The 26751-nt window shown below is 65.8% G+C and carries 26 protein-coding genes; 12 read left to right on the plus strand and 14 right to left on the minus strand.

The annotated features are described in order from the left end of the window. Window positions 1-4 precede the first annotated feature (4 nt). The 9 genes from FHT32_RS33375 to FHT32_RS33415 are packed head-to-tail and all read right to left on the minus strand — an operon-like array spanning window position 5 to window position 7419. Complete coding sequence (locus tag FHT32_RS33375; RefSeq protein WP_176668824.1) at window positions 5-613, minus strand: dCTP deaminase; 609 nt, start codon at window positions 611-613, stop codon at window positions 5-7. After that, window positions 610-1128, minus strand: coding sequence for a deoxycytidine triphosphate deaminase (locus FHT32_RS33380; protein ID WP_126472178.1), 519 nt, complete (start codon window positions 1126-1128; stop codon window positions 610-612). The genes FHT32_RS33375 and FHT32_RS33380 overlap by 4 nt, the downstream gene beginning before the upstream one ends. Further along, a complete protein-coding gene (locus tag FHT32_RS33385) occupies window positions 1109-2122 on the minus strand; it encodes a fatty acid desaturase family protein (RefSeq protein ID WP_176668825.1) in 1014 nt (337 codons plus the stop codon). Before FHT32_RS33385 ends, FHT32_RS33380 begins: the two co-directional genes overlap by 20 nt. Further along, window positions 2119-3234: an SDR family oxidoreductase gene (locus FHT32_RS33390; protein ID WP_176668826.1), complete on the minus strand. Its 1116-nt coding sequence runs from the start codon at window positions 3232-3234 to the stop codon at window positions 2119-2121. The genes FHT32_RS33385 and FHT32_RS33390 overlap by 4 nt, the downstream gene beginning before the upstream one ends. Next, window positions 3231-3692 carry an aromatase/cyclase gene (locus FHT32_RS33395; RefSeq protein ID WP_176668827.1) on the minus strand — a complete coding sequence of 154 codons (462 nt, stop codon included), beginning with the start codon at window positions 3690-3692 and terminating at the stop codon, window positions 3231-3233. The genes FHT32_RS33390 and FHT32_RS33395 overlap by 4 nt, the downstream gene beginning before the upstream one ends. Then, window positions 3685-4953 carry an aspartate aminotransferase family protein gene (locus FHT32_RS33400; RefSeq protein ID WP_176668828.1) on the minus strand — a complete coding sequence of 423 codons (1269 nt, stop codon included), beginning with the start codon at window positions 4951-4953 and terminating at the stop codon, window positions 3685-3687. The genes FHT32_RS33395 and FHT32_RS33400 overlap by 8 nt, the downstream gene beginning before the upstream one ends. After that, window positions 4950-5513 carry a DUF6031 family protein gene (locus tag FHT32_RS33405; RefSeq protein WP_176668829.1) on the minus strand — a complete coding sequence of 188 codons (564 nt, stop codon included), beginning with the start codon at window positions 5511-5513 and terminating at the stop codon, window positions 4950-4952. The genes FHT32_RS33400 and FHT32_RS33405 overlap by 4 nt, the downstream gene beginning before the upstream one ends. Next, entirely contained in the window at window positions 5497-6612 is a 1116-nt protein-coding gene (locus tag FHT32_RS33410) for a DUF6001 family protein (RefSeq protein WP_176668830.1), read from the minus strand. The genes FHT32_RS33405 and FHT32_RS33410 overlap by 17 nt, the downstream gene beginning before the upstream one ends. A gap of 12 nt (window positions 6613-6624) precedes the next feature. Next, complete coding sequence (locus FHT32_RS33415; protein WP_176668831.1) at window positions 6625-7419, minus strand: phosphodiesterase; 795 nt, start codon at window positions 7417-7419, stop codon at window positions 6625-6627. A 169-nt stretch (window positions 7420-7588) separates the two neighbouring features. Between FHT32_RS33415 and FHT32_RS33420 the strand changes: the two genes are divergently transcribed. The 6 genes from FHT32_RS33420 to FHT32_RS33445 all read left to right on the plus strand — a co-directional run bounded on the left by FHT32_RS33420 (window position 7589) and on the right by FHT32_RS33445 (window position 15391). Beyond that, the gene (locus tag FHT32_RS33420) at window positions 7589-9439 is read left to right on the plus strand and encodes an AMP-binding protein (protein ID WP_176668832.1); all 1851 of its coding nucleotides are present in this window, start codon (window positions 7589-7591) and stop codon (window positions 9437-9439) included. Then, a complete protein-coding gene (locus FHT32_RS33425) occupies window positions 9436-10677 on the plus strand; it encodes a multidrug effflux MFS transporter (RefSeq protein WP_218088537.1) in 1242 nt (413 codons plus the stop codon). The genes FHT32_RS33420 and FHT32_RS33425 overlap by 4 nt, the downstream gene beginning before the upstream one ends. Window positions 10678-10700: 23 nt before the next feature. Then, complete coding sequence (locus FHT32_RS33430; RefSeq protein ID WP_176668833.1) at window positions 10701-11543, plus strand: hypothetical protein; 843 nt, start codon at window positions 10701-10703, stop codon at window positions 11541-11543. Continuing rightward, window positions 11534-12616, plus strand: a complete 1083-nt coding sequence (locus FHT32_RS33435; protein ID WP_176668834.1) for a GNAT family N-acetyltransferase — start codon at window positions 11534-11536, stop codon at window positions 12614-12616. The genes FHT32_RS33430 and FHT32_RS33435 overlap by 10 nt, the downstream gene beginning before the upstream one ends. A 20-nt stretch (window positions 12617-12636) precedes the next feature. After that, on the plus strand, window positions 12637-13767 hold the full coding sequence (locus FHT32_RS33440; protein ID WP_176668835.1) for a sterol desaturase family protein: 1131 nt from the start codon (window positions 12637-12639) through the stop codon (window positions 13765-13767). 808 nt (window positions 13768-14575) lie between these two features. Further along, on the plus strand, window positions 14576-15391 hold the full coding sequence (locus FHT32_RS33445; protein WP_256099266.1) for a hypothetical protein: 816 nt from the start codon (window positions 14576-14578) through the stop codon (window positions 15389-15391). A 196-nt stretch (window positions 15392-15587) separates the two neighbouring features. Here FHT32_RS33445 and FHT32_RS33450 read toward each other — a convergent pair whose 3' ends face one another. Then, window positions 15588-15986, minus strand: coding sequence for a hypothetical protein (locus FHT32_RS33450; RefSeq protein WP_176668837.1), 399 nt, complete (start codon window positions 15984-15986; stop codon window positions 15588-15590). Window positions 15987-16208: 222 nt separating this feature from the next. Here FHT32_RS33450 and FHT32_RS33455 point away from each other — a divergent pair, with 222 nt between their 5' ends. Beyond that, window positions 16209-16730, plus strand: a complete 522-nt coding sequence (locus tag FHT32_RS33455; protein WP_218088538.1) for a hypothetical protein — start codon at window positions 16209-16211, stop codon at window positions 16728-16730. Window positions 16731-17006: 276 nt separating this feature from the next. Further along, entirely contained in the window at window positions 17007-19004 is a 1998-nt protein-coding gene (locus FHT32_RS33460; protein WP_176668839.1) for a phosphatase PAP2 family protein, read from the plus strand. Here the strand turns inward: FHT32_RS33460 and FHT32_RS33465 are convergent. The 4 genes from FHT32_RS33465 to FHT32_RS33480 form a co-directional block, all read right to left on the minus strand. After that, window positions 19001-19201, minus strand: a complete 201-nt coding sequence (locus FHT32_RS33465; RefSeq protein ID WP_176668840.1) for a hypothetical protein — start codon at window positions 19199-19201, stop codon at window positions 19001-19003. The two genes, FHT32_RS33460 and FHT32_RS33465, sit on opposite strands and share 4 nt — an antisense overlap. A 104-nt stretch (window positions 19202-19305) precedes the next feature. After that, window positions 19306-21015 (minus strand): tannase/feruloyl esterase family alpha/beta hydrolase, encoded by a 1710-nt coding sequence (locus FHT32_RS33470; RefSeq protein ID WP_176668841.1) that lies wholly within the window; start codon window positions 21013-21015, stop codon window positions 19306-19308. 181 nt (window positions 21016-21196) lie between these two features. Continuing rightward, window positions 21197-21598, minus strand: coding sequence for a tripartite tricarboxylate transporter substrate binding protein (locus FHT32_RS33475; protein ID WP_176668842.1), 402 nt, complete (start codon window positions 21596-21598; stop codon window positions 21197-21199). Between the two features lie 944 nt (window positions 21599-22542). Beyond that, on the minus strand, window positions 22543-23775 hold the full coding sequence (locus FHT32_RS33480) for a TadE/TadG family type IV pilus assembly protein (protein WP_256099267.1): 1233 nt from the start codon (window positions 23773-23775) through the stop codon (window positions 22543-22545). Between the two features lie 675 nt (window positions 23776-24450). Here FHT32_RS33480 and FHT32_RS35530 point away from each other — a divergent pair. The 4 genes from FHT32_RS35530 to FHT32_RS33500 all read left to right on the plus strand — a co-directional run. After that, window positions 24451-24690 (plus strand): CPCC family cysteine-rich protein, encoded by a 240-nt coding sequence (locus FHT32_RS35530; RefSeq protein WP_176668844.1) that lies wholly within the window; start codon window positions 24451-24453, stop codon window positions 24688-24690. Window positions 24691-24761: 71 nt separating this feature from the next. Then, entirely contained in the window at window positions 24762-25289 is a 528-nt protein-coding gene (locus tag FHT32_RS33490; RefSeq protein WP_176668845.1) for a transposase, read from the plus strand. After that, a complete protein-coding gene (gene tnpB, locus FHT32_RS33495; protein ID WP_176668846.1) occupies window positions 25265-25615 on the plus strand; it encodes an IS66 family insertion sequence element accessory protein TnpB in 351 nt (116 codons plus the stop codon). Before FHT32_RS33490 ends, tnpB begins: the two co-directional genes overlap by 25 nt. 18 nt (window positions 25616-25633) lie before the next feature. After that, window positions 25634-26751: IS66 family transposase (locus tag FHT32_RS33500; RefSeq protein ID WP_256099268.1), on the plus strand; the 1118-nt coding region annotated here is incomplete at its 3' end.

A 26751-nucleotide genomic window follows, 5' to 3' on the forward strand; every position in this document is an offset into this window, starting at 1 on the left:
CCTCTCAGGCGTCGTCCAGCTCGGCGGCGCGGGCGTCGACGACCTCGAGCGGATGCACGACGGAGGGCGCCGCGATCGGTGCCGGCATGGCCTTCTTCTGGTAGTCCATGAAGATGCGCGAAGCGTAGGCCTCGGTCGCCCCCTGGTACTTGCCGTCGTAGAGGTCGATGTCGCCCTGCACCTTCCAGAACATCATCTGCCCGATGTCCATGCCGGCATAGACGCGGATGCGGTTGATGGCCAGCAGCTGGATGGTCCACTTGCCCACGAAGCCGATGTCGCCGAGCGAGGCCGAGAGGTTGATGAACATGCCCAGCCGCGCGATCGACGAACGCGCCGCATAGGTCGGCACGAACTTCGTGCTGCCCATGGTCTCCATCGTCGTCGCCAGGTACAGCCGCATCGGCTCCAGCACGAAGCCCTCGGGGCCGATGTGGATGTCCTCGGTGGGCTTTTCCTCCTTGATGTCGATCACCCCCTCCTGATACACCTTCATGCGGGGAGCCAGCCTGAAGTTGTAACTGTTGGGATTGACGTTCTTCGCAAGGAACGGCGCGATGGTGATGTCGCCGCTGTGAACGCGCTGGGAGATTTCGGTGCCTGTGAGGATCATTTGGAGTCCATGATGATTCGCGAGGGAACAACACCTTCCGAGCCCACGTAGCGGCCCTGATAGCTCAGTTCCCCGCCGAGGTTGGTCCAGAAGCAAACCTTGCCGATGCGCGCGCCGGCATAGACGCGCAGCGGTTGCGTGACGACGATCTCCAGCGTCCAGCAGATCACCGCGCCCGTATGACCAAGGGGCGCGCTGGTCTGGATGAACATGCCGCACAGGGCCGTGGAGAGATTGGCGTAGAGCTCGCTGGCGAAGTGCACGCCGCCGATGCGCTCCGCCGTCTGGCCGAGGTAGAAGCGCCCGGGCTGCAGCACCAGTCCCTCCTCGGGGATGACGTGGCGAACCACCTGCAGGCCGAGATGCGGATCGATCTGGTCGGAGCTGTACTCGAGGATCTCCGCGCCCAGGCAGCAGCCGTACGAGTTCTGCTCGATCTGGCGCTCGTCGAAGGGCTCGATGACGATCGAGCCGGCCTCCCGCATGCGGCGGATTTCACTTCCCGTGAGGACCATGCATGCCTTTCTCCGTCGCGCCGGCGGGCGCGGGTTTCGCCTGGACGGCCGGGTAGAGCTCGTGGATCAGCGAGCGCGGCCCGATGAAGTAGCCCATCGTCGGTTTTGCCGCCGCGCACTGCGCGTCGCCGGCCGCGAGCAGGCGCGACAGCGCGGGCAGGTTGTAGCTGGGCACGGCAGGACAGCTGTGGTGTTCCCAGTGGCGGTTGATGTGGCAGGGCGCCCAGAGAAAGCGCTCGATCCATCCCACGCGCAGGCTGCGCGCGGCCGTGTTCGCGGGGTTGCCGAGTCGCCCTCCGTGTTCCGCGATGCCCCGCACGCGCAGGATCGCGGGCATGAAAAGCAGGATCGGCAGCAGCCAGTAGAGGACGAATTCGCGCCACACGCCGAAGCCGGCCACCAGCGCCGCCACCGCCACGACGAAGGCCACTGCGAGGATGCGGTCGAACCGGCTGCCCGGGGACGTACGGGAGAACAGGCCCAGCATGCCGAAGCTGTTGGCCGAACGAAGGGTCGCCAGGGTCGTGAGGCCCGAGGCGTCGCGCAGCAGCAGCGCGAGGAAGCGCCCGCGTGTCGCCGGGATCACGGAGTCGGCGACGTCGGGATCGCCCTCGCCGTTGAGGTAGCGGTGGTGCCTGAAATGATGGGCGCGGTAGCGCGCCACGCTCAGGGTCAGTGGGAAGGCCAGCATCAGGTTGCCGACGAGGTCGTTGATGCGGCGGTTGCGCGCGAGCAGGCAGTGGGCCGCATCGTGCATCAGCACCAGCATCGCATGCTGGCGCGTGGCAATGACCAGCATCGCGGCAATGGTCACGGGCCATTGCTTCAGCCACTGTGCCAGCACGATGACGATGGCGCACACCAGCCACTGCGTGAGGATCTGCGCTGCGCAGTTCCAGGGCCGCAGCGTGGCAAGCGCCTGCAGCGTCTGCGGGCCGAAGGGCAGGCGCATCGGCTGCCCGCCGAGGGTAGTGCTCATGCCGGTCGCGGTCATGCGGGCTGCTCCTGCGCCGCCGGGGCGGACGACGCCGTCGAAGCCTGCGGCCTCACCGTGCGCGGGTGGCATGCGATCCAGTGGTCGACCACGCCCGGCAGGAAGGCCAACGGGTCGGGCGAGGGTGAACTCACGTGCAGCGGCGGGCGCACGCGGTCGCTGCTTGCATAGGTGCCGTACACGCGCAGCAGCCGTTCGAAATAGCGGAAATCGGAGCGCGAGATGCCCGGCGGCTGCCACGCGGCCAGGGCACGCTTGAGGAAGCCCCATTGCCGGTCGCGCAGGATGGGCACCGGCGCGAGCTCGGCAAGCCCGTGGCGGCGTCGAGCGAGCGCGATGCGCTCCTCGATGAGCCGCACCGCGGTCTCATAACGCACGCGATGCGGCCCCGCCGAGGCCACGCACTCGCCCGGCGTGTCGCTGGCCGCGCACCGCAGCACCATCGCGTGCAGTTCGGCCACCACCCAGTCCACGGGCACGATGTCGAGCAAGCCGTCCTTGTTGCCGACGAGGAAGGGCGGATTGAAGGCCGCGAGGAACTTGATCAGCGGGTAGAGCCCGTTGAAACGCGCGATCTCCCCCGTGCGGCTGTCGCCGACCACCAGGCTGCAGCTGAACGTGGAGATCGGCAGCCGCGCGCCAAACTCCTCGCGCAGGCTGCGTTCGGCCATCGCCTTGCTTTCCTCGTAGCCGTTGCGATAGTCCCAGTCGTGCGTCCGCGTGTAGGCCGTCGAGACGTAGACCATGTGCGCACGCGCCGACGCCGCCAGCAGCAGCCGCACGAAATTCCGCGTGCCCTGCACATTGAGCTGCTGCATCTCCTCGCAACTCTTGTCCCAGGACACGTCGGCCGCCAGGTGCACGCCGACCGTGGGCACGTGCTCCATGGCCAGCAGCCGCGCCGCCATGTCGACGCTGGCGTCGTCCGACAGGTCTGCCTCGATGAAGTCGACGCGCTCTCGCTGCGCGGGCGTCAGGGTCTGCGCCAGCGCGGCGCGCGCCTTCTCCGAGCGCAGCACGCAGGTCAGGCGCAAGTCGGCATCGTGCGCCAGCAGGGCGGCCACGAGCGGGATGCCGACGGTGCCGCTCGCGCCGCTGAGCAGCACCTTCATGAGCCGACCAGCACGCCGTCTGCGGCGGCCATGCGCGTGCGGATGCCCTCCAGCATCTGGCGGCTGTTGGCGCGGATGGCGCGTTCGCCGATCGGATGCAGCACCTCGGCCAGCGACGGTATGCCGAGGTCGAAGCTCACGTCAAGCTCCACGCTGAGGCTGCCGTCACCGGCGTCCAGCACGCGCCACTCGCCCTGCCACACCTCGAGGTCGCCGTCGGTCTGTTCGAACACGATGCGGTGGTCATCGGTGAGCAGGTCGCGCTCTGTCCACGACAGCTCGCTGCCGTTGAGCAGCACGCGCCAGTGGCTGAGGATCTCGGTGGCGGAGCGCCGCTCCACGCGCACCTCCAGCACGTCCTGCATGAAATCCGGGTAGCGCTCGAAGTCGCACAGCGTGCGCCAGAGAAGTTCGCGGTCCATCGGGCCCATGGCGAGCGATGAGTTGACGTCAGGCATTGGCGAGAGGCTCCTTCGAGGGCAAGGGGTCGCGGGAGGGCAGGGCGGCCACGCTGGCGCAGAAGCGCCCGATGCCGTCCATCAGCGTGGCTTCATCGATGACCGCCGGCGGGTACACGCGCACGACGTTCGGTGCCGTGAGGCAGAAGGCGATCAGCAGCTTGCGCTTGGCCGCCTCGATGATCATCTGCCCGGCGTCGCTCATATCCCTGAACTCGACGCCGATCATGAAACCCTCACCGCGCACCTGCGCCACGCCCGGGTGCTGGCCGATGCGCGCGGCGATGAGTTCGCGGCAGTGCTCGCCGAGCCTGGCCACCCTGGGCGCGAAGGACGGCTCGGTGACCACGTCGAGCACGGCATTCACCACGGCGCCCGCCAAGGGGCTGCCCGCGAAGGACGAGGCGTGCACCACCGGGTCGCGCGCGGCGGCACCGAACTGCGCCGAATCGAACAGCGCCGCGGCCACGGGGAACATGCCCCCACCGAGGACCTTGCCGAGCAGGCGGATGTCGGGTGCGACGGGACACACCAGCTGGCCGGTACGGCCGAGCCCGGTCTGGATCTCGTCGAGGACGAACCGCACGCCATGTGCGCGCGTGAGGTCGCGCAGCGCCTGCAGGAAGGCCGGTGCCACCGGGCGGATGCCGCCTTCCCCCTGCACCGGTTCGATGATCGCGGCCGCGTATGTGCCGGTGGCCAGGGCAGCCTCGACGGCCCCAAGGTCGCCGACGTCGACGAAGCTCGACTGCCCGTCGGTCAGCAAGGCGCCATGCCGCTCGTAGCCGTGGCTCACGCTCAGTGCGCCGGGCGTGCGCCCATGGTAGGCATGGCGAAACGCCAGGATGCGCCGCCGGCCGGTGGCGATGCGCGCGAGCTTGAGCGCGGCCTCGACCGCCTCCGAGCCGGTGTTGGCCAGGATGAGGCTGTCCAGCGGCTGGCCGCCCAGCGCGAGCAGCCGCTCGGCCGCCGCCACGATCGGCTCGTTGGCGAGGATCTTCGACGAAAGCCCCATGCGCGCCGCTTGCGCGGTCAGGGCCTGCACGACCTGTGGATGGGCATGGCCGAGCAGGTGGACGCCGAACGATCCGAAGTCGAGCCAGCGCGCACCCGCACTGTCCTCGATCCAGGGGCCGCTCGCGCTGCACTCGGAGCTCGCGAGCCCGGCCATCTTGAGCATCAGCCCCTGCTGGCGGCCAAAGACGCTGCCGTAGCGGTCCGCGAAGGCGTTCTTGCGCCCGGTCGGTCTGTCGTCGTTCATAGCGAGGTCATCAGCGGCGCGAGGAAGCCGGCATCGCAGCCCACGCGCTCGCAAGCCTTGTTGGCAGAACGCAGGAAGCGCAGCACGTGGCCCTGGTTTTCGGGTTGCAGCGCATCGACGAGGTCGCTCGGGAAGGCAGCGAGCAGTTCCTCGAGCACGCCGATGAGCCGGTCGACTTCCGCGCCGTCGGTGGGCACGTCCAGACCGAGCAGGCGGGTCGCGGCGGGACCGTCGATGGCCGCCACGTCGCCCAGGCCGTAGGCCATGAGCAGCGGCAGGCGATGCATCTCCGGCGGCACCACCGCGCGGCCGAGCACCGCGTCCACCTGCAGCAGCAGTTCGGCAATCTTGATCTTGACGAGTGCTGCCGCGTCCGGGATGTCGCGCGCGCCCGCCAAGTCCTCGATGTACGCGCGCAGCTCCGTCATGAGCAGCCAGGCGGCACTGATGGTCGAGGTGACATGCTCGCCTGCATCGAAGCGGTACCCCGCGTTGATGCGCGGGAACCACCGCACGGTCCGGGCGGACGAAGAAAACCGCGGCTCAGTCGGCGAGGGCATGGGTGTCTTCCTTGTCTTCGTCTTCCGCGCGGGAATCGATGGCCGTGAGCGAGAAGCTCAGCGCACCGCTGCGTGCGCCGCGCAGCAGCGAGGCCGCCTGCGTGCTGGTGAGGGTGGCGAGACCTGCGAACTCGGGCGGGGGCGCCTGCATCTCAGCAGTCGTGGCGAGCCGGGCACGACCGTCATCGCCGATCAGGAAGGCCGAGCCCTTGTCGAGCGCGGCCTGTGTGCAGGAAGCCGCCGTGTGGGGCAAGGCGTCAGCCAGCGAAGGCGCGTCCATCAGCACGGCGAGCCGTGCCGCGATCTCGTCCAGCGCAGCGATCTCCAGCGCAGTGGCGGCGGGCGCGAATTCGCAGACCGCCGACCACAGGGCCGTGAGCCGGTCCTGCAGCATCGGGTCGAGCAGCCCCCTGCGCGATGTCGCCGCCTCGTGCCAGCGGCGCAGCGTCCATTTCTTGTTCGACAACACCCAGCCGCCGAGCGACAGCGCGGCTGCCATCGCAAAGAGGCAGGCATTGATCAGGTAGCCGCGCGCCGCTTCGGGCTCGCCGGCGCGCCCGGCCAGCATCGCGCACACCCGGCTCTGGTGGAAGGCGTCGTACTCCTGCGCGGCAGCGACCGGCACCAATGCCGGCAGGTGCCCGAGATGGTGTGCGTGGCCGTCGGTGGCAACGGCATAGACGATGCGCTCCAGGTACTTCTTGCGCACGGCGTGGGATGCGTCCCAGCGCTGGTAGTCCGCGAGCCGCTGCGGCAGGGCGCGCCGGGACAGCAGCGCAAGGTCGGCGAAGGCCCGCTCCAGGTCCTGCGCGCCGATCGGCAGGATCTCGCAATGCTGGCCATCGCGGTGGATCTGCGTGGCCATCTGGCCCCGGCTCACGGGCTGCGGCGTCACGCAGATGAGGTCGATGTCGCTCGTGGCGGTGGCGATGCCGTGCACCGGCGAACTCGTGAGCAGCACTTGCGCATCCTCGAAGCCCTGTTCGCGCGCCAGCGTGGCGAGCAGCTCGAAGCCGATGTTGCGGCCGCGCAGGAACGCAGCGGCGTTGGCGGTGACGAAATCCGGGTAGTTCACTGTCTGCAGGCTCCGGTGGTCCATGTCTTCGCGCGATCAGGCGAACCCGTAGGGGCCTTCGAAGGCACCGATGTGGCTCACGTGGCTGACCATGCCGTGTGCCTCGTCCCACAGGTGCAGCATGCAGCCGCGCGGGCCGATGTGGGACTGCGGCGGTGCCTGGGGGTCGAGCTGCAGGTCGATCTCGGTGGTGGTGCTCGGGCAGGTACACACGACGGTTCCGGCCCAGCGGCGCAGCATGGTGCGATGCACGTGGCCGCACAGCACGAGTTCGACGTTGGGCGCGGCACGCACCACGTCCTCGAGCTGCTGCACCTCCATGTACCGGTACATGTCCATGTAGGGAATGCCGCTCATGAAGGGCGGGTGATGGAGCATCAGCACCGTGGGCCTGGTCGTGTCCTGCGCCAGCGTGCGTGCGAGCCATGCAAGCCCCTGGGCATCGATGTGGCCGTAGTGCTTTCCCGTGGGGCACGAGTCGAGCCCGATGAAGCGCACGGGATGGTCGTCGACGCACCAGTGCAACGGCCCTTCCCTGGGAAGGTAAGGCTGGTCGGCGAAGGCCGCGCGGAAGTTGTCGCGGTGGTCGTGGTTGCCCGGAATCACCAGGAATGGAATGCGCGCTGCCGCAAGCAGCTCGCGCACCATCGCGTACTCCTCGGGCCGGCCTTCGTCGACCAGGTCGCCGGTGATCAGCAGCAGATCGGGGCACCGATCGAGTGCATGCACGTGCGCCAGCGCTTCGCTGAACATGCGATTCGAATCCGCGACGCCCTGGTAGAGCACGCCTTCAGGACGGATGTGCGGATCGGACAACTGCGCAATGAGCATGTGACTCCTCGACGAACAGGCCGTCATGGTGTTGTCACGAAAGGCGTGCAGCCATACGCCCGATGGCGTAGCGGAGGAAAGTATTCACGACGCACCCAACGCAATTGCTTTGACGTAAAAACGCGCGCTGATCGACATCGGACCGTTCCGATCGAGGAGGAATGGAATCATGAATTCGCCACGTCTCGCGCCTGCCGCAACGGTGATGACGCACCGCGGGGGCGACGTGTTCTATGCAACCCGGCAGCCACTGCAGCCCTACCCGCACACGCTGCTGGAGCACCTCGATGCATGGGCACGCAATGCGCCCGAACGGGTGTTCCTAGCGCAACGCGAAGGACCGGACGAGGCCTGGCACCGCTTGGGCTATGCCGCCGCGCGCGAGCGTGTGCAAGCCATGGCGCAGGTGCTGCTGCAGCAAGGCGCATGCGCCGGCGACACGTTGCTGCTCATCGACGCGAACTCGATCACGCATGCGCTGCTGTCGCTTGCCGCGATGTCCGTCGGCGTGATCGTGCTTCCCGTGTCGCCCGTCCACCTGCAAAGCGCGCAGGGACTCGCGCGCATCGAGAGCGTCGCCCAGCGCGTGCGGCCCGGCCTGGCGTACATGGCGGACGCGAGTGCCTCTCGCCCTGCGCTCAGCGAAGCCGCTGCATGCCGCTGGCTGTCCGCGGACATGCTCGCCGGCGACGTCGCGCACGATGCCGATGCCACGGCAGCCGATCTCCTTCGCGCACGCAGGACGCAGATCGACGCCGACACTCCCGCGAAGCTTCTGCTGACCTCCGGCTCGACAGGGCTGCCCAAGATCGTGATCCACACGCAGCGCATGCTCTGCGCGCAACAGCAGCAGATGGCCCAGCTGTGGCAGTTTCTCGAGGACGGCCCGCCCGTGCTGTGCGACTGGCTGCCGTGGAACCACACCTCGGGCGGCAACAACAGCTTCAACATGACGCTGCGTAACGGCGGCACGCTCTTCATCGACCAGGGCAGGCCGACACTCAAGGACATCGGGCACAGCATCCACAACCTGCGCGAGGTGTCGCCCACCTGGTACACCAACGTGCCCCTGGGCTATGCGGCGCTGCTGCCGCATCTCGAAGACGACGCGTCGTTCGCCGAGGCTTTCTTCCGCCGGCTCGACCTTCTGGTGTACGGCGGTGCGCCGCTACCCGCCGAGCTCTGGCGGCGCATGGACGCGGTGTGCCGCCGGACCACTGGGCACGCCGCGCGCTGGGCCAGCGGGTGGGGACTCACGGAGACCACCTCGACTTCGGCCATCACGCATTTCGAGACGACGGGCGCCGGAGAGATCGGCCTGCCGCTGCCGGGCATGTGCCTGCGGCTGTCGCCGCGCCGTGGCCTGTACGCCGTGGCGGTGAAGGGGCCCAACGTCACCCCCGGCTACCTCGACGACGACGAACGCACACGCGCCGCGTTCGACGAGGAGGGGTTCTTCCGCACCGGCGACCTGGTCTCCTTCGTCGACCCCGCCAACCCCGACGCGGGGCTGCGCTACGAAGGGCGTTCAAGCGACGAATTCAAGCTCGGCAGCGGCATCTGGGTGGTGCCGGGACGCATCAAGGCCCAGCTGCTCTCGCACACCGGCCCGCTCGTGCAGGACGTGGTGGTGGCCGGCTCCGGCCGGCTGCGGCTGGTGGTCTTCCTCTGGCTGAACGCCGAACTCGTGCAGCGGGATTTCGCGGACGCGGCCGACGAAGCAGGTAGCCAAGGCGAGGGCAGGGCGGCGCTCGTGGGCTTTCTCGAGGAAGCCGTGGCCGCCTACAACGCCGTTCACACCGGATCGAGCGAGTCGCTCGCACGGGCCTGCGTGCTGGTGGAGCCGCCGAGCGCGGCCTTCGGCGAGCTGACCGACAAGGGCACGATCAACCCGCGCCGCTTTCTCTCGCGCCGCGCGGACCTCGTCGAGGCGCAGTATGTGCACGCGGCGCGGCAACCGGGCTCCGTCGGATTCGAGGCTGGCGGGGCTGTGTCCTCAATCACCGTTGTCGCCGCATGATGAGACCCGTCTTCGCCATGCCCGGCGCCAGGGAGTTCATCGTGCTGGCCGCGGCGGTCATGTCGGTCAACGCGGTGGCCGTCGACACGCTGCTGCCGGCGCTGGCCGAGGTCGGTGCAGCGGTGAATGCCGGCGAGGACAACCGCCGGCAGTGGCTGATCACCGCCTACCTGATCGGCTTCGGCGTCTCCCAGCTGGTCTACGGCACGCTGTCGGACCACTACGGGCGCAAGCCGCTCATGCTCCTGGGCCTGTCGCTGTACGCGGCTTTCGCGGGGCTGAGCGTGCTGGCATCGGACTTCGGCACCGCGGTGGCCCTGCGCGTGCTGCAGGGATGCGGCGGTGGCGTGAGCGTGCTCGCGCTGTCGATCATCCGCGACCGCCATTCCGGCGAGGAGATGGTGCGCGTGATGTCGCTGGCCTTCATGCTTTTTCTGGGGGTCCCGATCTTCGCGCCCTCGCTGGGTCACGCGATCCTGGCCGTGTCGTCGTGGCAATGGGTGTTCGCCGCGATCGCGCTCTTCGGCGTGGCGCTGCTGCCGTGGGTGGCGCTGCGCCTGCCCGAGACGCTCCCGCCCGAGCGCCGGATGCCACTGTCGCCGCGCACGGTGGCGCGGGCCATCGGCTGCGTGCTGCGCCAGCGCGATTCGCTGGGCTACACGCTGGCGTCCACCGCACTCGTGGGGGCGCTGTTCGGCATCGTCACGTCGGGCCAGCAGCTGTTTGCCAACGTGTTCCGCGCGCCCGAGGTCTTCCCCATGGTCTTCGGCACGGTCGCGACCTGCGTCGCACTGGCGGCGCTGCTCAACGGACGCGTGGTCGGCCGCTTGGGTGCCCGGCGCACGTCCCACCTGGCGTTGATGGGCTACCTGCTCGTCGCATGCATCCATGGTGCCGTCGCATGGTCGGGCATGGAGCGACCCTGGATCTTCACGGCGTTGCAATCCACGCTGATGTTCTGCTTCGGCCTGATGCTCGCGAACTTCGGTTCGCTCGCCATGGCGCGCCTCGCGCACATCGCGGGGACGGCCTCCGCGGTCCAGAGCCTGGTGATCAACGTCGGCGGTGCACTGATCGGCATCTTCATCGGACAGCGATTCGACGGCACCGCGGTCCCGATGACGCTGGGGTCGATCGCCTGCGGCTGTGCGGCGCTGGCGATGGTGCTCATGGCCGAACGCGGGCGCCTCTTCCAGCCGCTTGCCGCAACGCCGCTGCCGGCCAGAGCGGCGGGATGAGCAGCGGTACGAGCGGGTCTGCCATGCCGTCGACATCACATCCCCTGCGCGCACTCAACGTGGAGCCGTCGCTGTTGCAGGGGCTGCACGAACTGATCGCGGGGCTGAACATGGCGGATGCCGAGCTGCCGGGCCAGCCCCGCGTCGAGATCGCGCGCACCAGGCAGCAGGTGAGCCTGGCGGCGCAGTTGATGGCGCATGCCTTCGTGCACAACCAGGACAAGGGCTGGCTGGCCTGGCTGCCTCCTTCGGAGGTGGCGAGAGTGCGCTGCGGCGATCTCCGGCGGGCCCAGGAAAAGATCGCGCGCGTGATCGACTACCTGTGCATGGCCGCGGCTTTCGAAGGAGGGCTGGTGCTGATCGAGTCCGCGCAGACCCCGCAGGGACGCGAGATCAGAGGTGCATCGCTCTGGGGGCTCCCGCCAGCGGTGCCGCGCTCCGAACCCTGGTGGCACCTGGCGGCGTTCGGCGCTGCGGCCGCGCTGCGCAGCTACGGGCCGCTGCGCGCGCTGGCCGCTGCGGGTGCCGCGAATGCGCTGGTGCGCGCCTCGCTGCAGACGCTGCGCGAGCAGGGTCTTGCGCAGCGCTGCATCTACGCGCAGATGGGATGCGTGCGCCCGGTCCACCAGGGCCAGCGCGTTTCGCGGCGCATGTTCGAGCCGTTTCGCCTGCTGGCGGATCGCTTCGGCCTCATATACCGGCTGGAAAGCAGCAGCCCCGAGACGAACGACCAGCGCGTCTTCTCCAATTTCCGCTTCGAGAAGATCGGCGAGCACCGTTTCGGCGCCTCGCGATTCAACAGCGTCGGCCCCTACACGATCAACCTGATGGTCAGAAGACCGCAGCCCGAACTGCCATGCAGCTGACCTTCCGTCCGGCCGATCACCTGGATGAGGCTTTTCGCGCGCGATGGAATGCGCGGATCGCCGACAAGGAGCTTTCGCTGGATCTCGGATTCCTCGGCCTGCTGGCCGACGCCGACCCCGACGTCGCCTACCACTTCGTGCAGGCCACCGACCCCGCAGGGCAGGTAAGGGCGCTCGCCTGCTGCTCGGTTGCCGAGATGCGCGTGATGCGCTTCGTCCCGCTGCGCGTGCTGGTGCTGGGCGGCACCGTGGCCGCGGGGAAGGCTTTCTGGTTCGACGCCGAGGCGGTCGACTTCGCCGCGTTCCTCGCCGGATTCGAGGCCTACGTGAAAACGGCCATCCGCTGCGACATCCTCGTGCTCAAGGAGTTCTCGCCGGAGTCCGACGCGGGACCGATGCGCTCGATCTCCGATGCGGGCTTCATCGCGCACATGTGCTACGACCGCAGCCGCCTTGCGCTGCCTGCGGACGGGGACATGCAGGACTTCCTGGACTCGCTGCCGTCGAAAAAGCGCAGGAATCTGCGGCAGGTGATGGCACAAGGCGAGGCGGCGGGCCTGAAGGTCGAGGTGCATCGGAACTTCGACCATCTGGTCGATACGGCCTACGCTCTTTACCTGGCCGTGAATGCGCGTGCCACCGAGGCACGCACGCCCGCATTGCCGTACCGACTCTTCGCGGCGCTCGGGCGGCTCGACGCCGCGCGGATGCTCACCATCTCGCAGGGCGAGAGGACGGTGGGTTTCGGCCTCTTGCTGCACCAGCGCGCGAAGCTCAAGTGCCTCGTGATCGGCATGGACTACGAAGTCTCGAGGGAGCTCCAGCTCTGGTATCAGGTCGTCGCGCGCTCAATCGAGTACGCCGCGCGCAACGGCTGCACCAGCGTCGACCTGGGATCGACCAACCACGGCATGAAGCGCAAGTTCGGCGCCCAGCACGAGGACATCTGGATCGCCGTGCGCCACCGCAGCCGCTGGTTGACGCGACTTCTCGCGCCCCTGATCCGGCACACCCTGGCTTCGACCTATCGACCCGCGGGGAAGGCAGCGCCGGCCACTCCCGACGGCCGCTGATCCCGTCGCAAGGAGGCACCATGTACCGCACGATCATCTATGCCATCCCCTTCTTCGCCGTGCTGATCGCGTTTGAGTTTGCCTGGGGCTGCATCAAGCGGCGCAACACCTACCGGCTCAACGATTTCATCAGCAACCTGAGCCACGGCCTGCTGAGCCAGGTGGTGGCCGTGTGCACGCCGTTCTTCCAGATCGGGTTCTATACCGCCGTCTTTCCGTTCACTTCGCGCTGGTCGAACCCGGAGTTCTGGAACAGCTGGGCGGGACTCCTGGCCGCCGTGATCCTGTTCGACTTCTGCAACTACTGGGTGCATCGCGCGGGCCATGAATGCGCGGTGTTCTGGGCGGCCCACGCCGTGCATCACCAGAGCCAGGACTTCAACCTCTCGATCGCGCTGAGGCAGGGCAGCGCGGTCGCGATCCTGGGATGGATCTTCTTCCTGCCGATGGCAATCGTCGGCGTCCCGCCAAAGAGCTTCGGCATCGCGGCGATGGTGCTTCTTCTGTACGGCTACTGGGTGCACACCGAACACATCGGAAAGCTCGGCTGGTTCGACCATGTTTTTTCCTCGCCGTCGAACCATCGCGTGCATCACGCCGTCAACCCAGGGTACCTCGATCGCAACTACGGCGCCTTGCTGGTGGTGTGGGACAAGCTCTTCGGGACCTTCGCCGAAGAGCGGGAGCCGTGCATCTACGGCACGGTCAGGCCACTCGAAAGCTGGAATCCGCTGCGCGCGCTCCTGAACGTCTACGCCACGCTGGCACGTACCGCGTGGCATACGCGCAGGTGGAGCGACAAGCTGCGGGTGTGGGTGAAGCCCCCGGGATGGCAGCCGGCCGACATCGCCGAGAGGTTCCCCATCCCGTTGCAGGCGCCGGATACGACCAGGCGCTACGACCCGGCACTCACGCCTGTCCAGCAGTGGGCGGCCATCGCCCAGCTCACCCTGTGGCTCTGCGCCATCCTTGCGTTCCTGTGGCATGCGGATGCCTCCTCGTTCTGGATCAATGCGGCGATGCTTGGCCTGACCCTCGCCGGGCTTTGGGTCACCGGCGCGGTGCTGGAATCCGCAATCCGCGTGCGCTGGGCGTGGTGCCTGCAAGCCGTGTTCCTGAGCCCGGTGATGGGCTACGTGGCAGGTTCGTAGATGCGCGAGCGTTCGCGCTTGCGTGCCTAACAACGTGCGCTGGCCGAACTCGCTCATCCGCGCGAGGGCGACAAGCCGCGGCTCTCTGGCCCCCCGGACAGGGGCACCCTGGTCGCGGGCGTGGCTGCATCTCCACAGGCGAGACGGCGGTGCCGGATTTCCACCGGATGTGGATGAAAGTGCACCCGGGCTGCAGGACAGCTGACCTAGGATCCGCCGGTATGGCGACTGCGTGAGCAACACCGATGCGCGGTCGCCATACCGTTGCGACTCAAAGGACAAGGTATGGAACAGGGGAGCCCTTGCCGGCTCGTCGGCAAGGCGAACCCGAACTCTTCTCGACAAGAGGCTTTCGCCTTGTCTGCCGAGAGGAAGTCGTCGGCACGTCCGACGAACCGCGTATCGCGATGCATCGCGTTTCCGCCGCCAGGAAGACCTCGTGCGTGCCGTACTTGAGAAAGCGGCATTCCATTCCAGCGGTGGTTTCGTTTCGCTCAGGCGAACACGCATGGCGCCCGGCACTGTGCGGCGCTGAACGCCGGCACTCAATCCTTGCCTTTGACGACGCCCACCCGAAAAGAAATCCGATTTAAGGAGGTTCGAAGATATGAAGTTCAAGTCAGTCCTGACCGCTGTCGCGGCCGCCGTCCTCGTCGCCTGCGGTGGCGGTGGCGGAGGTGATGGATTCTCTGCACTGCCCATCGGCTCGGCGCCGCCGCCGGATTCAGGGAGCGCCCCCGCACCGTCTCCGGCACCCGCGCCCGCTCCATCTCCTGCGCCAGCACCTGCACCCGCGGCACGCACGTACATGTACGAAGCCCTGTCGCCTGCGGCCGACAAGGACGCGTTCCTCAATCATCTCAATGCCGAAGGCGCGCGGGGCTTCCGCTTCCTCACGGCTGTGGTCTTTGTGTCCGGGCAGAGCGTCAGTACCGCCGAGACGTATGTCAAAGATGGGACTGCAAGCTACGTCTACGAATTGTTGGACACCCCCGCCAATCGCAGCGCGTTCCAGTCGCAGCTCGACGCGCAAGGTGCACGAGGATTCCGCTGGGCCGGCTCCTATGCGGTGGGCGGCGCGAATGTCACGCTCTACAGAAAGGAAGATTCCAGCACCTACTCCTATGCTCTCACCGCCGCTCAATCGAGCAGTGCCGGCTTTCTCCAAGAGGCCAATGCACAGGGCGCAAATGGCTACCTGAATCTGGCACCCGGCTTCCTGGTCGGCACGGAAACTGTGGCCATCTACGAGAAGAGCAGCACTGGCGGCGCTCGCTATGTCTACGAATTTCCTTCTTCTCCAGGCAGTGATGCGGACCTGTTGGCCCAGTTCAACGGCCAGGGTGCACGTGGCTTCCGATTCCGTACGCCATACAGCTTCACGGATCGTGGCGGCTTGCTCTACGTACAAGACGGCAGCCAGTCGGCAACGTTCAGTTTCTCTGCGCTCGATCCGGTGGACAACAGCGCAAAGTGGATCGAGCTGGCCAACACACAGGGAGCGCAGGGCCATGGTCTGATCGGGGACTACATGATGCCAAGCGGTCAAGCCAAGATCATCTTCTTTGCGGCAGGCAACTGCGCCGGCGAGCTCTGCAATTCGGCTTCCCTTTTTGGTCGATAGGCTCGTTGAACTGACTGGCTGAGAGGCACGCCGCGCGCGCGTGCCCGATCCCTTTTGCCGACGCAAGGGACAGTTTTCGGCATCCCTGTTGCTCGAGACTGGATGCGAAGGGGGTCGTTTCTTCCGCATGCGTCGCCGTGGCAGGCCGCAGGCGCCACGCGCGCATGCTCCTCTTTCGTCCTCTTACGATCCGGCTTTATCTCTCCTGGGGCTTCGGGCCAATCGTGGTCACCGGGACATGGACGCTCCATTGCTGAGGCGGATCGACGGTGCGCGCACATCTCACCGCGATCACACGGCGGCTTTGCGGTACCACTGCACCCTGCGCGTCCGTCGACGACCAGCGAATCGTCTCCCAGCGCGTCTGCAGCGCCACGACGCAGCGCGGCACGAAGACCTTGAGGTTCGGCTCGCCGGCCTGCCACAGCAGCCCGCCGTTTGCGTTTTGCTGAGCGACAAACGCATGGGCCTGCTCGCGGATCTCATAGAGGCCCTGCACCGAGCCGTGAGAGTGCATGTCCTCGATACCCGCGGCAGGACATGGCGCAGCCGACAGCAACAGCCACAGGGGCAAGGCATTTCGATGGTGAGCCATGTGCTTGTTCTGCGTTCGGGGTTCCAGTTTTCACTTGTGGCTTCGCATCTTCGATCAACAGCAAGATGCGGCCGTTCGACCGTATCTATCTCCACACGGGTTCGATGCAGCGGCCGATTCTCATGCGTCCCCTATGATGCCGCGCCGCCATGCTGCAGGCTGTCCACCACGGCGTAATAAAGAGGTTTTAGAGTGAAGGAAATATCAGAACAGCTGGTCGCAATGATCGGTCAGCCATTCGACGGCAAGAAGGTTCGCGATGTGCTGGGCTCCCTGGGCGTCAAGAGGGTTTCCGGCCCCGGCGCCTTCTCCTCGAGCGAAGAGATCATCTGGATACCCAAGGCGTCCGTGCGCATCGATATCTACCAGGCGCAGAAACTGAACGGACTGACGGGGTCGGGCTACCGTGACGAGGAGGGCTGGATCATCGGGTCCGTGGAACTTCTCGCACCCGGATCGGACGACAGGATCAAGACGCCGTTTTCCGGCCCTCTCCCTATGGGCCTCGCCATCAGTTCGACACCGCAGGATTGCATCGACGCGCTCGGCCAGCCCGACCTGGACGAGGAGCATGACCGGCCGGGCTTCTCTGGCAGGGTCCTGGCCTGGCGCAAGCAGCACCTGAACATCGCGATCACCTTCGCGGGCAAGGGGCGCGAGAGCACGATGATCAACCACACCGTCTGCCTGATCGGTTGCATCGGTGCCTGGCGCTATACCCATCCTGAAGTCTTCGCTCCCTGAATCCAAATCGGATGTCTGAGGCCGAAAGCACGACGCAGCATCGGTGAAGGCACTTCGACAAGCCGAGCGTGCGGGGCATGCAATTGCCATCAGAAATGAGTAGCTATCGATCACTTTTCCAAGGAATCCATGGCGTGCGCCAGGGAGCGCCGGCGTTCTTTTTTGTCGAGCAGATTGGTTATTAATAAAAACGACTTGTTGCACCGATAGATTGCGCGAACTCGTTCAGGTGCAGGTGACCTGCTCCGAGGCCTCACGTTTTCCATCCTCTGCTCCATGTCGCACTTTCCTTCGTCTGTTCGTCCCTTCGCCATCTCCCTCGTCGCAGCCCTTTGCCTCTCGGCCTGCGGCGGTGGAGGCGGAAGCGGCCTCTCGCTCCCGATCACCTCCATCCCTCCTGCCACCACCAATCCGCCCGCCGTGGTCGTGGCCGGCCCGCCGAAAGACCTGGGCTTCACCGACACAGCGCCCGCACCCGATGCGGTCGCGGTCCCGCCTTTCGTCGACAACGTGGCGACGAACCAGCGCGGCGATGCGCGCTTCGCAACCAAGGAGACCAATGCCGGCGTGCGCGTGCTGACCGGCTTCCTCGACTTCTGGCAGCCCAGCACGCTTCTGGTGGACGCGGGCGTCTCGGCGCCCGCGCAGGGCAGTTTCCCGGCGGTGGTTGCATCTACCTGGAGCGGTATTCCGGGTGACGTCACCGACGGCAAGATGCTCAATACCGATGTGCTGAACCGCAACATCCAGTACGTCGTCGATGCAACCAACGCGCGCACCCCCGCGCAGGAACTGGCCGCCTACCTCGACGACCGCCGTGGCAAGGGCTACAGCATCAGCGACGGCATGGGGCCGCTCACGAACGCCTGGCGCACGGCCACGCAACAGGTCACCACCATCACCGGCATCGCAGCGGACGCCACCACGGTGCTCTACAACGACGGCGGCAATGACGTCGGCGTCGGCGGTTCTGCCAACCCGGGCTTCGGCACGGTGGTCGACCTGCTCAAGAACATCGGCGAGAACGGCTCGACCGAGCCCGCCAAGCGCTTCTACAAGTACGCGCGGCCCTGGCGCTGGAGCAGCAGCGTGAAGGTGGTTCCGGCGCTGGAACCCGCCAAGAGCCCCACGCCCGCGACCGACGGCGGCTTCGTGAGCGGCCACACGGCCGAAGCGGTGCGCGATTCCATCGCCTCCGCCTACGTCGTGCCGCAGCGCTTCCAGGAGATGGTGGCGCGCGGCCTCGAGCTCGGTGAGAACCGCATCCTCGCGGGCATGCATTCGCCGCTGGACGTGGTGGGTGGACGCCTGCACGGGCAGGCCGTGGCCACCGCGAGCCTGGCCACCGGTGCCAATGCCGCGCGCAAGAGCGCGGCCTATGCGCAGGCACAAGGCGTGCTGATGGCCGCGGTGGGCGCGAGCGATGCCGCTGCCTTCAACGACTTCGCCCATTCGCAGGGCACCGCCGCCGACCGCTTTGCGGACCATGCCGCGAGCAAGGCCGACTATCTTCGCCGCCTGACCCTCGGCTTCAAACAGGTGGCCGACACCACGAAGCCAGCCGTCGTTCCCAAGGGCGCCGAGGTCCTCCTCGAAACGCGCCTTCCTTACCTCGACGCAACGCAGCGCCGCGTGGTGCTCAAGACCACGGCCGTCGCCTCGGGCTATCCGGTGATGGACGACCCCGAAGGCTGGGGTCGACTGAACCTGTTCGACGCAGCCGACGGCTACGGCGCCTTCAATGGCGACGTCGTCGTGACGATGGATGCCAGCCTGGGCGGCTTCAACGCGCTGGACAGCTGGCGCAACAACATCTCCGGCGCCGGCAAGCTGACCAAGAAGGGCAGCGGCACGCTCGCGCTCGGCGGCAGCAACAGCTACTCGGGCGGCACGCAACTCGTGGCGGGCACACTACGCGCCGATGCGGCCTCGGCCTTCGGCCAGGGCAACGTCTATGTGGGTGGCGGCACGCTGGTCTGCAATGCGGCTTCGACGGTCGTCATGGCAGGCGCGTACACGCAGTTGGCCGGCACGACGCTGCAGCTGAACCTCGGTGCCAGCGGTGCAGGGCGGCTGAACGTAGCCGGCGTGGCGGCCCTGGATGGCACGCTGAACCTGAGCTTCAGGTCAGGCTTCGCGCCCAGCGCGGGCGACACGCTTGTGGTCATCAGCGGCGGGACGCTCACCGGCCGCTTCTCGGCCATCAATGCGCCAGGGTTCAAGGTCACGCCGACCTACACGGGGACCCAACTTGTCGTGCGCTTCGACGCTTAGAAATACTCTGCGATCTGGTTTGCGGCAATGGCGAACTCAGAGAGTTCGCCATTGGTCATGATGAGGTTTGCGAGCGGCAAATCCACCGCACGCAAACGCTCTTCTTCAATCGTCTCCGAGATCGAACGAATTGCAGCCGGATCGTCATCCTGCAGTCGAATCACCGGACAAGTCAGAAGGGCGGGGGGACCAATCATCAGAAGGTGCGCAGGGTACTGACACGGCAGCGCATTCAAGATAGCGTGCGAAAGTCACCTTGCGCTGGCTGGGCGAATGGAGTTCGAAACCTCTTCACCGTTATTCAAGAGTGCCGGCACTCGTAGCTGGACGCCTGTACACGGTCACCGCCGATGTAGTGGGGGTAGCCGGGATAGCGGCACATGGGGCGCGCGGCCTGAATTGCAAACGGCGGGGAGGGCGCCTTCACCACCTGCACCAGTGCATTCGCGGGCGCATCTCCAGCACTGACCCACCGGTCCAGCGGATCCAGCAGGTCTACCATCGTCGGCACCGCCGGCCCGCCCGCCACCGCTCGTGAGTTGCCGGAATGCGTCGACCCGGGCGAGACGTAGAGCCGCACCGATCGTTCGACTGCCGCGGCACCCATGTGTGCCACGAGGGCATCGTGATACTGGGTGTCCATGAGTGCACTCTGAGCGCGATCCGCCGCGTTCTCTCTAAGGATCAGCTTGCCGCCGCGCGCGAAGAAAGCCGAGAGGTCCGGGTTGGTGGAGTCCATCAGCGCCGAGGTCGCCTGAACCCGCTCGCGGAAATCCTCGGGGCGATAGCGACGCACGTCGTAGTTCCTGTCGCGGACGATCCCATAGCGGATCCAGCTGCTTCCATAGATCCACTGGGTGGCGTTGCGTGCGGCATCCGGCGGTACAGCGGGCGCCGCCGAGCCGGTGACCCAGCGCACCATGTTGACGGCGGAGGGGCCGTCGAGGCTGTCCTCGTGCCCGTAGAGCCATTGGGGATAGGTCGTGAGGCCGTTGGCGATGCTGAAAGGAAATACATAGGGAGAGTGGATGGCTCGCATCAGGCGCAGCTCGGCGTCGGACAGACAGTGCACGCCCGCGTCGCTACCGTCGGGGCAGCGCAGGCGCTGCAGATCCACCCGGCCCTGGCACCCCATGTAGTTGTTCACGACACCGTCCGCCAGCCCGTCGAGTGCATCGCAGGCGTCGGAAGTGGCTTTGGCGATGAGCGCTACTTTTCCGGCTTGCAGCCAGTCTTCGTGCTGCGGTACCTGGTTTCGCACGAAGGCATGGAAAAGGCCGGTCCAGTTGATCACGGGAACGACGCTGACGATCCCGTCGTAGTCGGCCGGAAACCTCTGTGCCATCGTCAGCCCTTCCCGTCCCCCTTCGGAACCGCCGAAGTAGTACATGCGTTGCGGCCGACGCGCGTAGTACGCGCTCATGACGTCCACGGCCACATCTCTCACCTTCTTGTACGAGGCGAAGGCGAAGTTCTCGAGCATCTCGTCGTTCAGCGCGAAGGCGCCGGGCTCACCGGCGGGGAACGCCGAGGCCTGATGGCCGGAGTCGTGGCCGAAGGTCGCATAGCCTCGCGCAATCGGGAGGGCATCGTCCGGCGCCGCGTCCCGCAGAGGAGCCAGCCCTGTGATCAGCACCCCATTGAAGCCCCCGCCCCCGTACTGGACGGCCTTGCCGTTCCAGGTGGTCGGCAGGTTCAGCTGGAAGTTGATCGGCTGTGCCCCGGGGTCGCGAGATGCGATGGTTCCGCTGACCTTGCAGAACTGCGGAAGAGCTGGCGCGAACGTCCCGTCGTTGACGGTTGCGGCCGAGGCCGACACGAGAACAGCCGATGTGACCGAAGCCTTGCCGCTGGGCAATCCCGTTGCGCCCGGTGTGATGGCATGGTGTGCGAGGCCGGCGCAGGAGCCGGCGAGCCAGTCGGCGTTCGGAACTGTGCCGCACGCCGACAAGGCCAACGCAAGCAGCGCGAAGCTGACGCAAGAAAACTTCCGAATATTGAAGTGATTCATGGTGTCTCCAGGTTCCTTGAATACTCAACCAGCCGTCGTAGCCAAAGCGCCAATGTACACAGACATGCAGTGGCCCTCGCTGTCGATGCTTCCATGCGCGATGCCTGGGAATCGGCCCTGCGCAATGTCGCCGTCCGGGGAACTCTCAATGTCCGCGGTTGCACGTGCGGACCTTCTCTCCTCAATCCAGTTGCAGCTTGGTCTTCTGCGCGATGGTTCCCGACTTGGCGAAGTCCTCCCGGCTGCGAGTCAGCGCATCCTGCGATGAGTTGCCCTCGACCCGCAGGTCCATCTCTGCCAGCCTGCTGCGTATCGACGTCGCTTGCAGGGCTGCACGAACGTCGCGCTGGATCTTTTCAACGACCGGCGCAGGAAGGCCGGCAGGCGCCATCAAGGTTTCGAAGAAGGTCGCGTCGAACCCGGCATGACCGCTTTCCGCCACGGTCGGAACAGTTGGCAGCAAGCTTGACCGCTCCTTGCCGGAAACTGCTATCGCGCGCAGCCGCCCGCTCTGGATGTGAGGCAGGACCGGCTTCGACGACAAGGCTAGTTCCGAGCTTCGCGCGCGCTTGGCTTCAGGCAAGGCTGTCGGAACCGTTCTATGGCCAGACGGTAGTCGTAACGCATGCGCCCCACCGCGGATCTCTCGCGCAGCGCTACGCCGATGATTGGGCCTCGGGTGCTTATGTCACTGAGCTTCCGGAAGCCTTCTTTGATGTGCCCGTGCTATGGGTGCATGGACACACGCATCAGCAGTTCGACTCGAGCCAGCTCCTGCCAGATTGTGTGTAACCCGCGCGGTTACGTGAACTGGAGTGGCAGGGTCGAGAACAAGGCGTTCGATCCGGGATTGGTCATCGATGTAAAAGTTCTTGCCTACAGGGGTGGATGGAGCTCTTTCGAAACATTCGTCTATCGAAGTGGCCCCGCTTGAGTCATACGCACCATGAGCGCAATGACATGCGCTACCGCATCCAAAGGAAAGTGATCCACGCAATGTGGGCACCAAGCAGCGCACCTGGCAGGATCAGTATCCAGAAATTGTGGCCGCATATCAATGAATCAGAAATGCCAGGTAGAGAGCAAGTGACCGTTGGGAGCAGCCATCCTCCGACGAAGCAGGCACCGATCACCAAGAAGATTATGAGCAAGTATTTCATATCAAAGAGGCGGCCGGAACTATTGCCTTGAGACTGCCAAGAAGCTCAAGGTACGCTTTACAAGGCAGGGCTTGCCGATCGCAAGCGGCACAAGAAGCAATCTCACGTTCCGCAAAGACGGTCTCCGGCAACTGTCCGGCGGAAAGGAGTCCAGGGTACTGTTGTGGTTAGTTCCTCTTCTAAGCGCGTGACTGCTGCTTCCTTTCATATCCTCTTGATAGGACACACGCGTGCACGGCGAACACCTCCGCCGGAGCCACCCGGGAACTGGCCAAGCGCTTGAAGCCGGGCACCTGCAGAACGTCATCGAGATGATGGTCGGTCAGTGCTTCGCCACGCTGCGTGCGATGGGATCTTTTCGCGGCACTCATCTCACCAGCACCGGGACCAGTGGGCCGGACGATCCGCCAGCCAACCCGGTGGTGGTGCAAGGGCTGCCGACGGCACCCGCGTTTCCGCGGAATTCCAGCTGCGTATCGGTCATCGGGATGCTCAGTGGCTGCAGCATCAGCATGCAGAGGTAGTCGATCACGTGGTTGCCGCCGTCGATGACCGGCACGGTCACGAAACGGCGGTCGAGGCCGTACTGCATGTGTCCCCCGGCGACATTGCCCGGGTTGGCCAGCGTCTGAAAACTGTTGAGTGACAGCCCGGTGATCGATTCGCAGCTGTTCGCGCCCTTCACCTTCGTGCCGGTGTCGGCGCACGACGCGAAGGCCGCGCGCTTGGTCACGAAGTTCTGGGCGCTGGCGGGTGCTCCGGCGCCCGGCGCACCGTTGTAGGCATTGAACTGCGCGGGCCAGTTCAGCGGGGTGTAGGCATAGCCGGTGTAGTCCGGTCGCCCGCTGCTCGGATCGACGCCGTTCTTGTAGATGCCAAAGCGCTGGTTCCAGACATCGGCTACCGTGCTCTGCACGCCGGGCGTGCCGAGCGTATCGCCCACCTTGGTTCCGCAGTGATTGTTGAGCTCGGACTCGGTTTCCGAGGCGTTGTTGCTGCCGTCGAGGTTGGCCCAGCCGATCTGGCCGCCCGTGGCCGCGTTCTGCGCCATGATGAGCGTCACCCATTCACCGGTCACGAAACCATAGTTCGGCGCCGTACTGCCCACCTTGGGCTTCGCCGCGACCGGAACGGGACATGTGGTCTGTGCACTGGCGCGAGTGGCAACAGCACTCGCCGCGACACTGCGCGTCGCGGGGTTGCCGGCCGTGTCGCCCGAGAAGGCACCCATCGCCTTCATGAGCCAGATACTGATGTTAGCCTGCGCATGCGTGCACTGTGCGTAGCGTGCCAGAGCAGGCGAGGTGGTGACAGCGTAGGACGCATCGCGGAAGGTGATGTCGGCTGGGACGATCTTGCCCTGGCCACTCCAGGTGCTCGACTGCATGTTCACATTGTTCGCATTGCCGGCGGTCTGGCCCGCACTTACCGCCCGCATAAGGGCCGTGCTCTGTCCGTCGAGCTCGCGTGCGGCAGAAAGGGCACAGCTGTCGACTGCTGTCTGCAATTCGGTCTTGACAACGAACAGGTGACCAAAATCGAGCGCGATGCCCATGAAGCCTATGAGAAACAACAGGAGCAGCGCGGCGGTGACGATCATTGCGCCACGCTGGCGTTGGTGACGACGGTGGACATGCATGATCATCTCCCTGTGCGACAGCGGTGGTTCAGACGGCACGGCCTCAGGTGTAGGTCGTGCCGCTTGCCCGCCCGAAGTGGATCGAGGCGTGCGACAAGGCGGTCACTTTAGGAAACGCTGCGCCTTTGCGCATGAGCGAAGCGCCCCTTTGCTGGGGGGCATCTGCCCTGCGCGGGCGCGCATGCGCCCATGACAAAGCGCCTGCCTGAAACCGTGGGATCGCACGCGGACACCTTCAGCGGCGAAAGCGCCACCGGTGAGGCCGTGGGTTACGGCGCGCGCATATCTGGCTGTTCGCGGGCAAACCCCTAATAGTATTTGCTTGCGCGGCGGCGTCACGGCTCGCGCCGGCCGACTCGCACCACGTCGACTGCGATCGCGGTGTGGCCAAGCCGATGGCCGGCGTATCCTTCAGCAGGTAGATCACGCGGTCGTGCTGCAGCGTCACTGGCGGCAGTCATCCTCCTGTCCGTCTACCGAGCAATGTCACCTCGGCCAACTTCTCGAACGTGTGTACGGCCCCCTTCAACTCTTTTGCGGCATCTGTGAGGCTTCACTGGGGATGGAACTAGCCCGCTCTGGACAGCCATAGCCAATCAGAACCTGCCGGTCACTACGAGTGATTCCTTTGTAAGTATGCCTTTCAAAGAAAAATCTCCGTACTCCTGTCCATGCTGCTTCTGCCTCACTCTTCTGCAGCGAGGCGCATACGAAATATGCCCAGTGTGCTTCTGGGAGGATGACGGGCAAGACGAGCTGGACCTGTTTGCCGTGCGGGGTGGCCCAAACCGCGCTCTCAGTCTGGCTCAGGCTAGGGCCAACTACAGATCGATGGGTGCCTGCGATGCGCAAAGCGTGCAGTACGCGGTCAATTAATCACGCCCTTGTTCAGTGAACGATGAGCTGTGAGGCTACGTGCCCATGTAGAGCAACATGGACATGTAGACATGACAGAGCAGTACGCAGAGTTGAGAGGTCGGTTGGTTGTTGGGCGCAAGAGTGACGGTCGCAGCGTCTACGACGAGGCAGCCAAGAAGGAGTTGATCGTTGCCTGCCTCAAGCAAGGAGTTTCGGTGGCACGCATGGCGATGGAGCACGGTGTCAACACGAACTTGCTGAGGACGTGGATCACGGCCTACCAGCGACGAAGCGCTCAGGTATCGGCGGGCGACATCGCGCGAGCGCAGGATGCGCCATTCGTTGCCGTACACGTAGAGGGCGAACAAGATCAGAGTGAACGAGTGCCTCAGCGCGAGTGCGCGGTGACGGTGCCCGCGGTCGCCCACACACCAGCTACGGCGGTGGCGGTGATCTCGGATGCAGGCCCCTTGGCGGCACCGCCCCCGATGGTCGCTTTGCAGGTGCGACTGCCCAACGGTGTGCAGCTCGATCTCAGTGAGACGAGCTTGCAGGAATTGCCCACGCTGGTGCAGATGCTGAGCCGACTGTCATGTTCCGCTTCGACGAAGGGCTGAAGGTCTACCTGCACCGCGAGCCCGTGGACTTCCGGCTGAACATCAACGGCCTGGCCGTGCTGGTGGAGCAGGCGCTGGGCCTGGACCCGTTCGCCTCCTGTGCGTATGTATTCAGCAATCGCCGACGCGACCGAGTGAAGATCCTGGGTTGGGAGCGCAACGGCTTCTGGCTGTTGCTCAAACGCCTGGAGAAGGACAGATTCATCTGGCCTTCCGCCGAGGCGGTTCCCACGCTGACGCCCGAGCAACTGCACTGGTTGCTGGAGGGCATCGACATCGCGGTGGTGCAACGCCACTCCCATCTGCGCTATTCGAGCGTGGCTTGAAGGAACGATGATGGGGGCATGCCGATCCAAGCTGGCGTGTCGTCGCCTGCCACCATCACCGCTGAAGAACTCGCCGCGCTCATTGCAGAGCGCGATGCGCTGGCTGGCGCGCTTCGAGTGGCGACTACCGAGCGCGACCTCGCACTGGAGCGGCTGAAGGCACTGCAGCGCCAGCTGTTCGCGGCCAAGAGCGAAGCCCGCGGCACGGACCAGAAGGACCTGTTCCTCAACGAGGCCGAGGCACTCGCACCCACCGATCAGACGCCGCAGGCCGAGGTCGAAGACATCGACGAAGAGGAGTCCACGCCAGTCGCCGGACATCAGCGCAAGAAGCGTGGACGCAAGCCACTGGACCCCGCGCTGCCGCGCGAGATCGTGCGCCACGAACTGCCCGAGGCCGAGCGTGTGTGCGCGCATGACGGGCACGCGCTCGTGGAGATCGGCGCCGAGGTCAGCGAGCAGATGGACGTCATCCCCGAACAGGTGCGTGTGCTGCAGCACCACCGCATCAAGTACGCCTGCCCCTGCTGCGATCAGAGCCTGAAGGTTGCACCCGCGCCGGCGCGCATCATCCCGCGCGGGCTGCTCACCGAGCAGGCGCAGGCCTGGGTCATCACCGGCAAGTACCAGTTCGGCATGCCGCTGTATCGCACTGCCGTATTGCTACGCCGCTTCGGGGGCGACATCGCGAGCAACACCCTGGCCTCTGGCATCGTACGCATCGGCCAGGCTGTGCAGCCGGTCATCAACCTGTTGCGTGACCACTTGCTGGACTCGGACCTGATCTACGGCGACGAGACCACGGTCCAGGTGCTCAAGGAGCCCGGACGCAAGGCCCAGACGAAGAGCTACATGTGGGCGCAGACGAATGGCACAGGTCCACCGGTGCGGCTGTTTGCCTACGCGCCGGGGCGCGGCGCCGTGCATGCCGAGAAGCTGTATGCCGGCATCCGCCCCGGCACCACGCTCATCACCGATGGCTACGAGGTCTACAACGGCATCGCGAAGGCCGGCGGTCTCACGCACCTTGGATGCTGGGTTCATTATCTCGAGCGTCGTTTTATGTGGAGCACGACCTGCGATCACAGGCGCGATGCGGTGTGGCGTGGTCCTTGGCACCAGATAAGACTGAACCA

The organism is Variovorax sp. SG517, assembly GCF_013376045.1.
In the GTDB taxonomy this organism is placed as follows: Bacteria; Pseudomonadota; Gammaproteobacteria; order Burkholderiales; family Burkholderiaceae_C; genus Variovorax.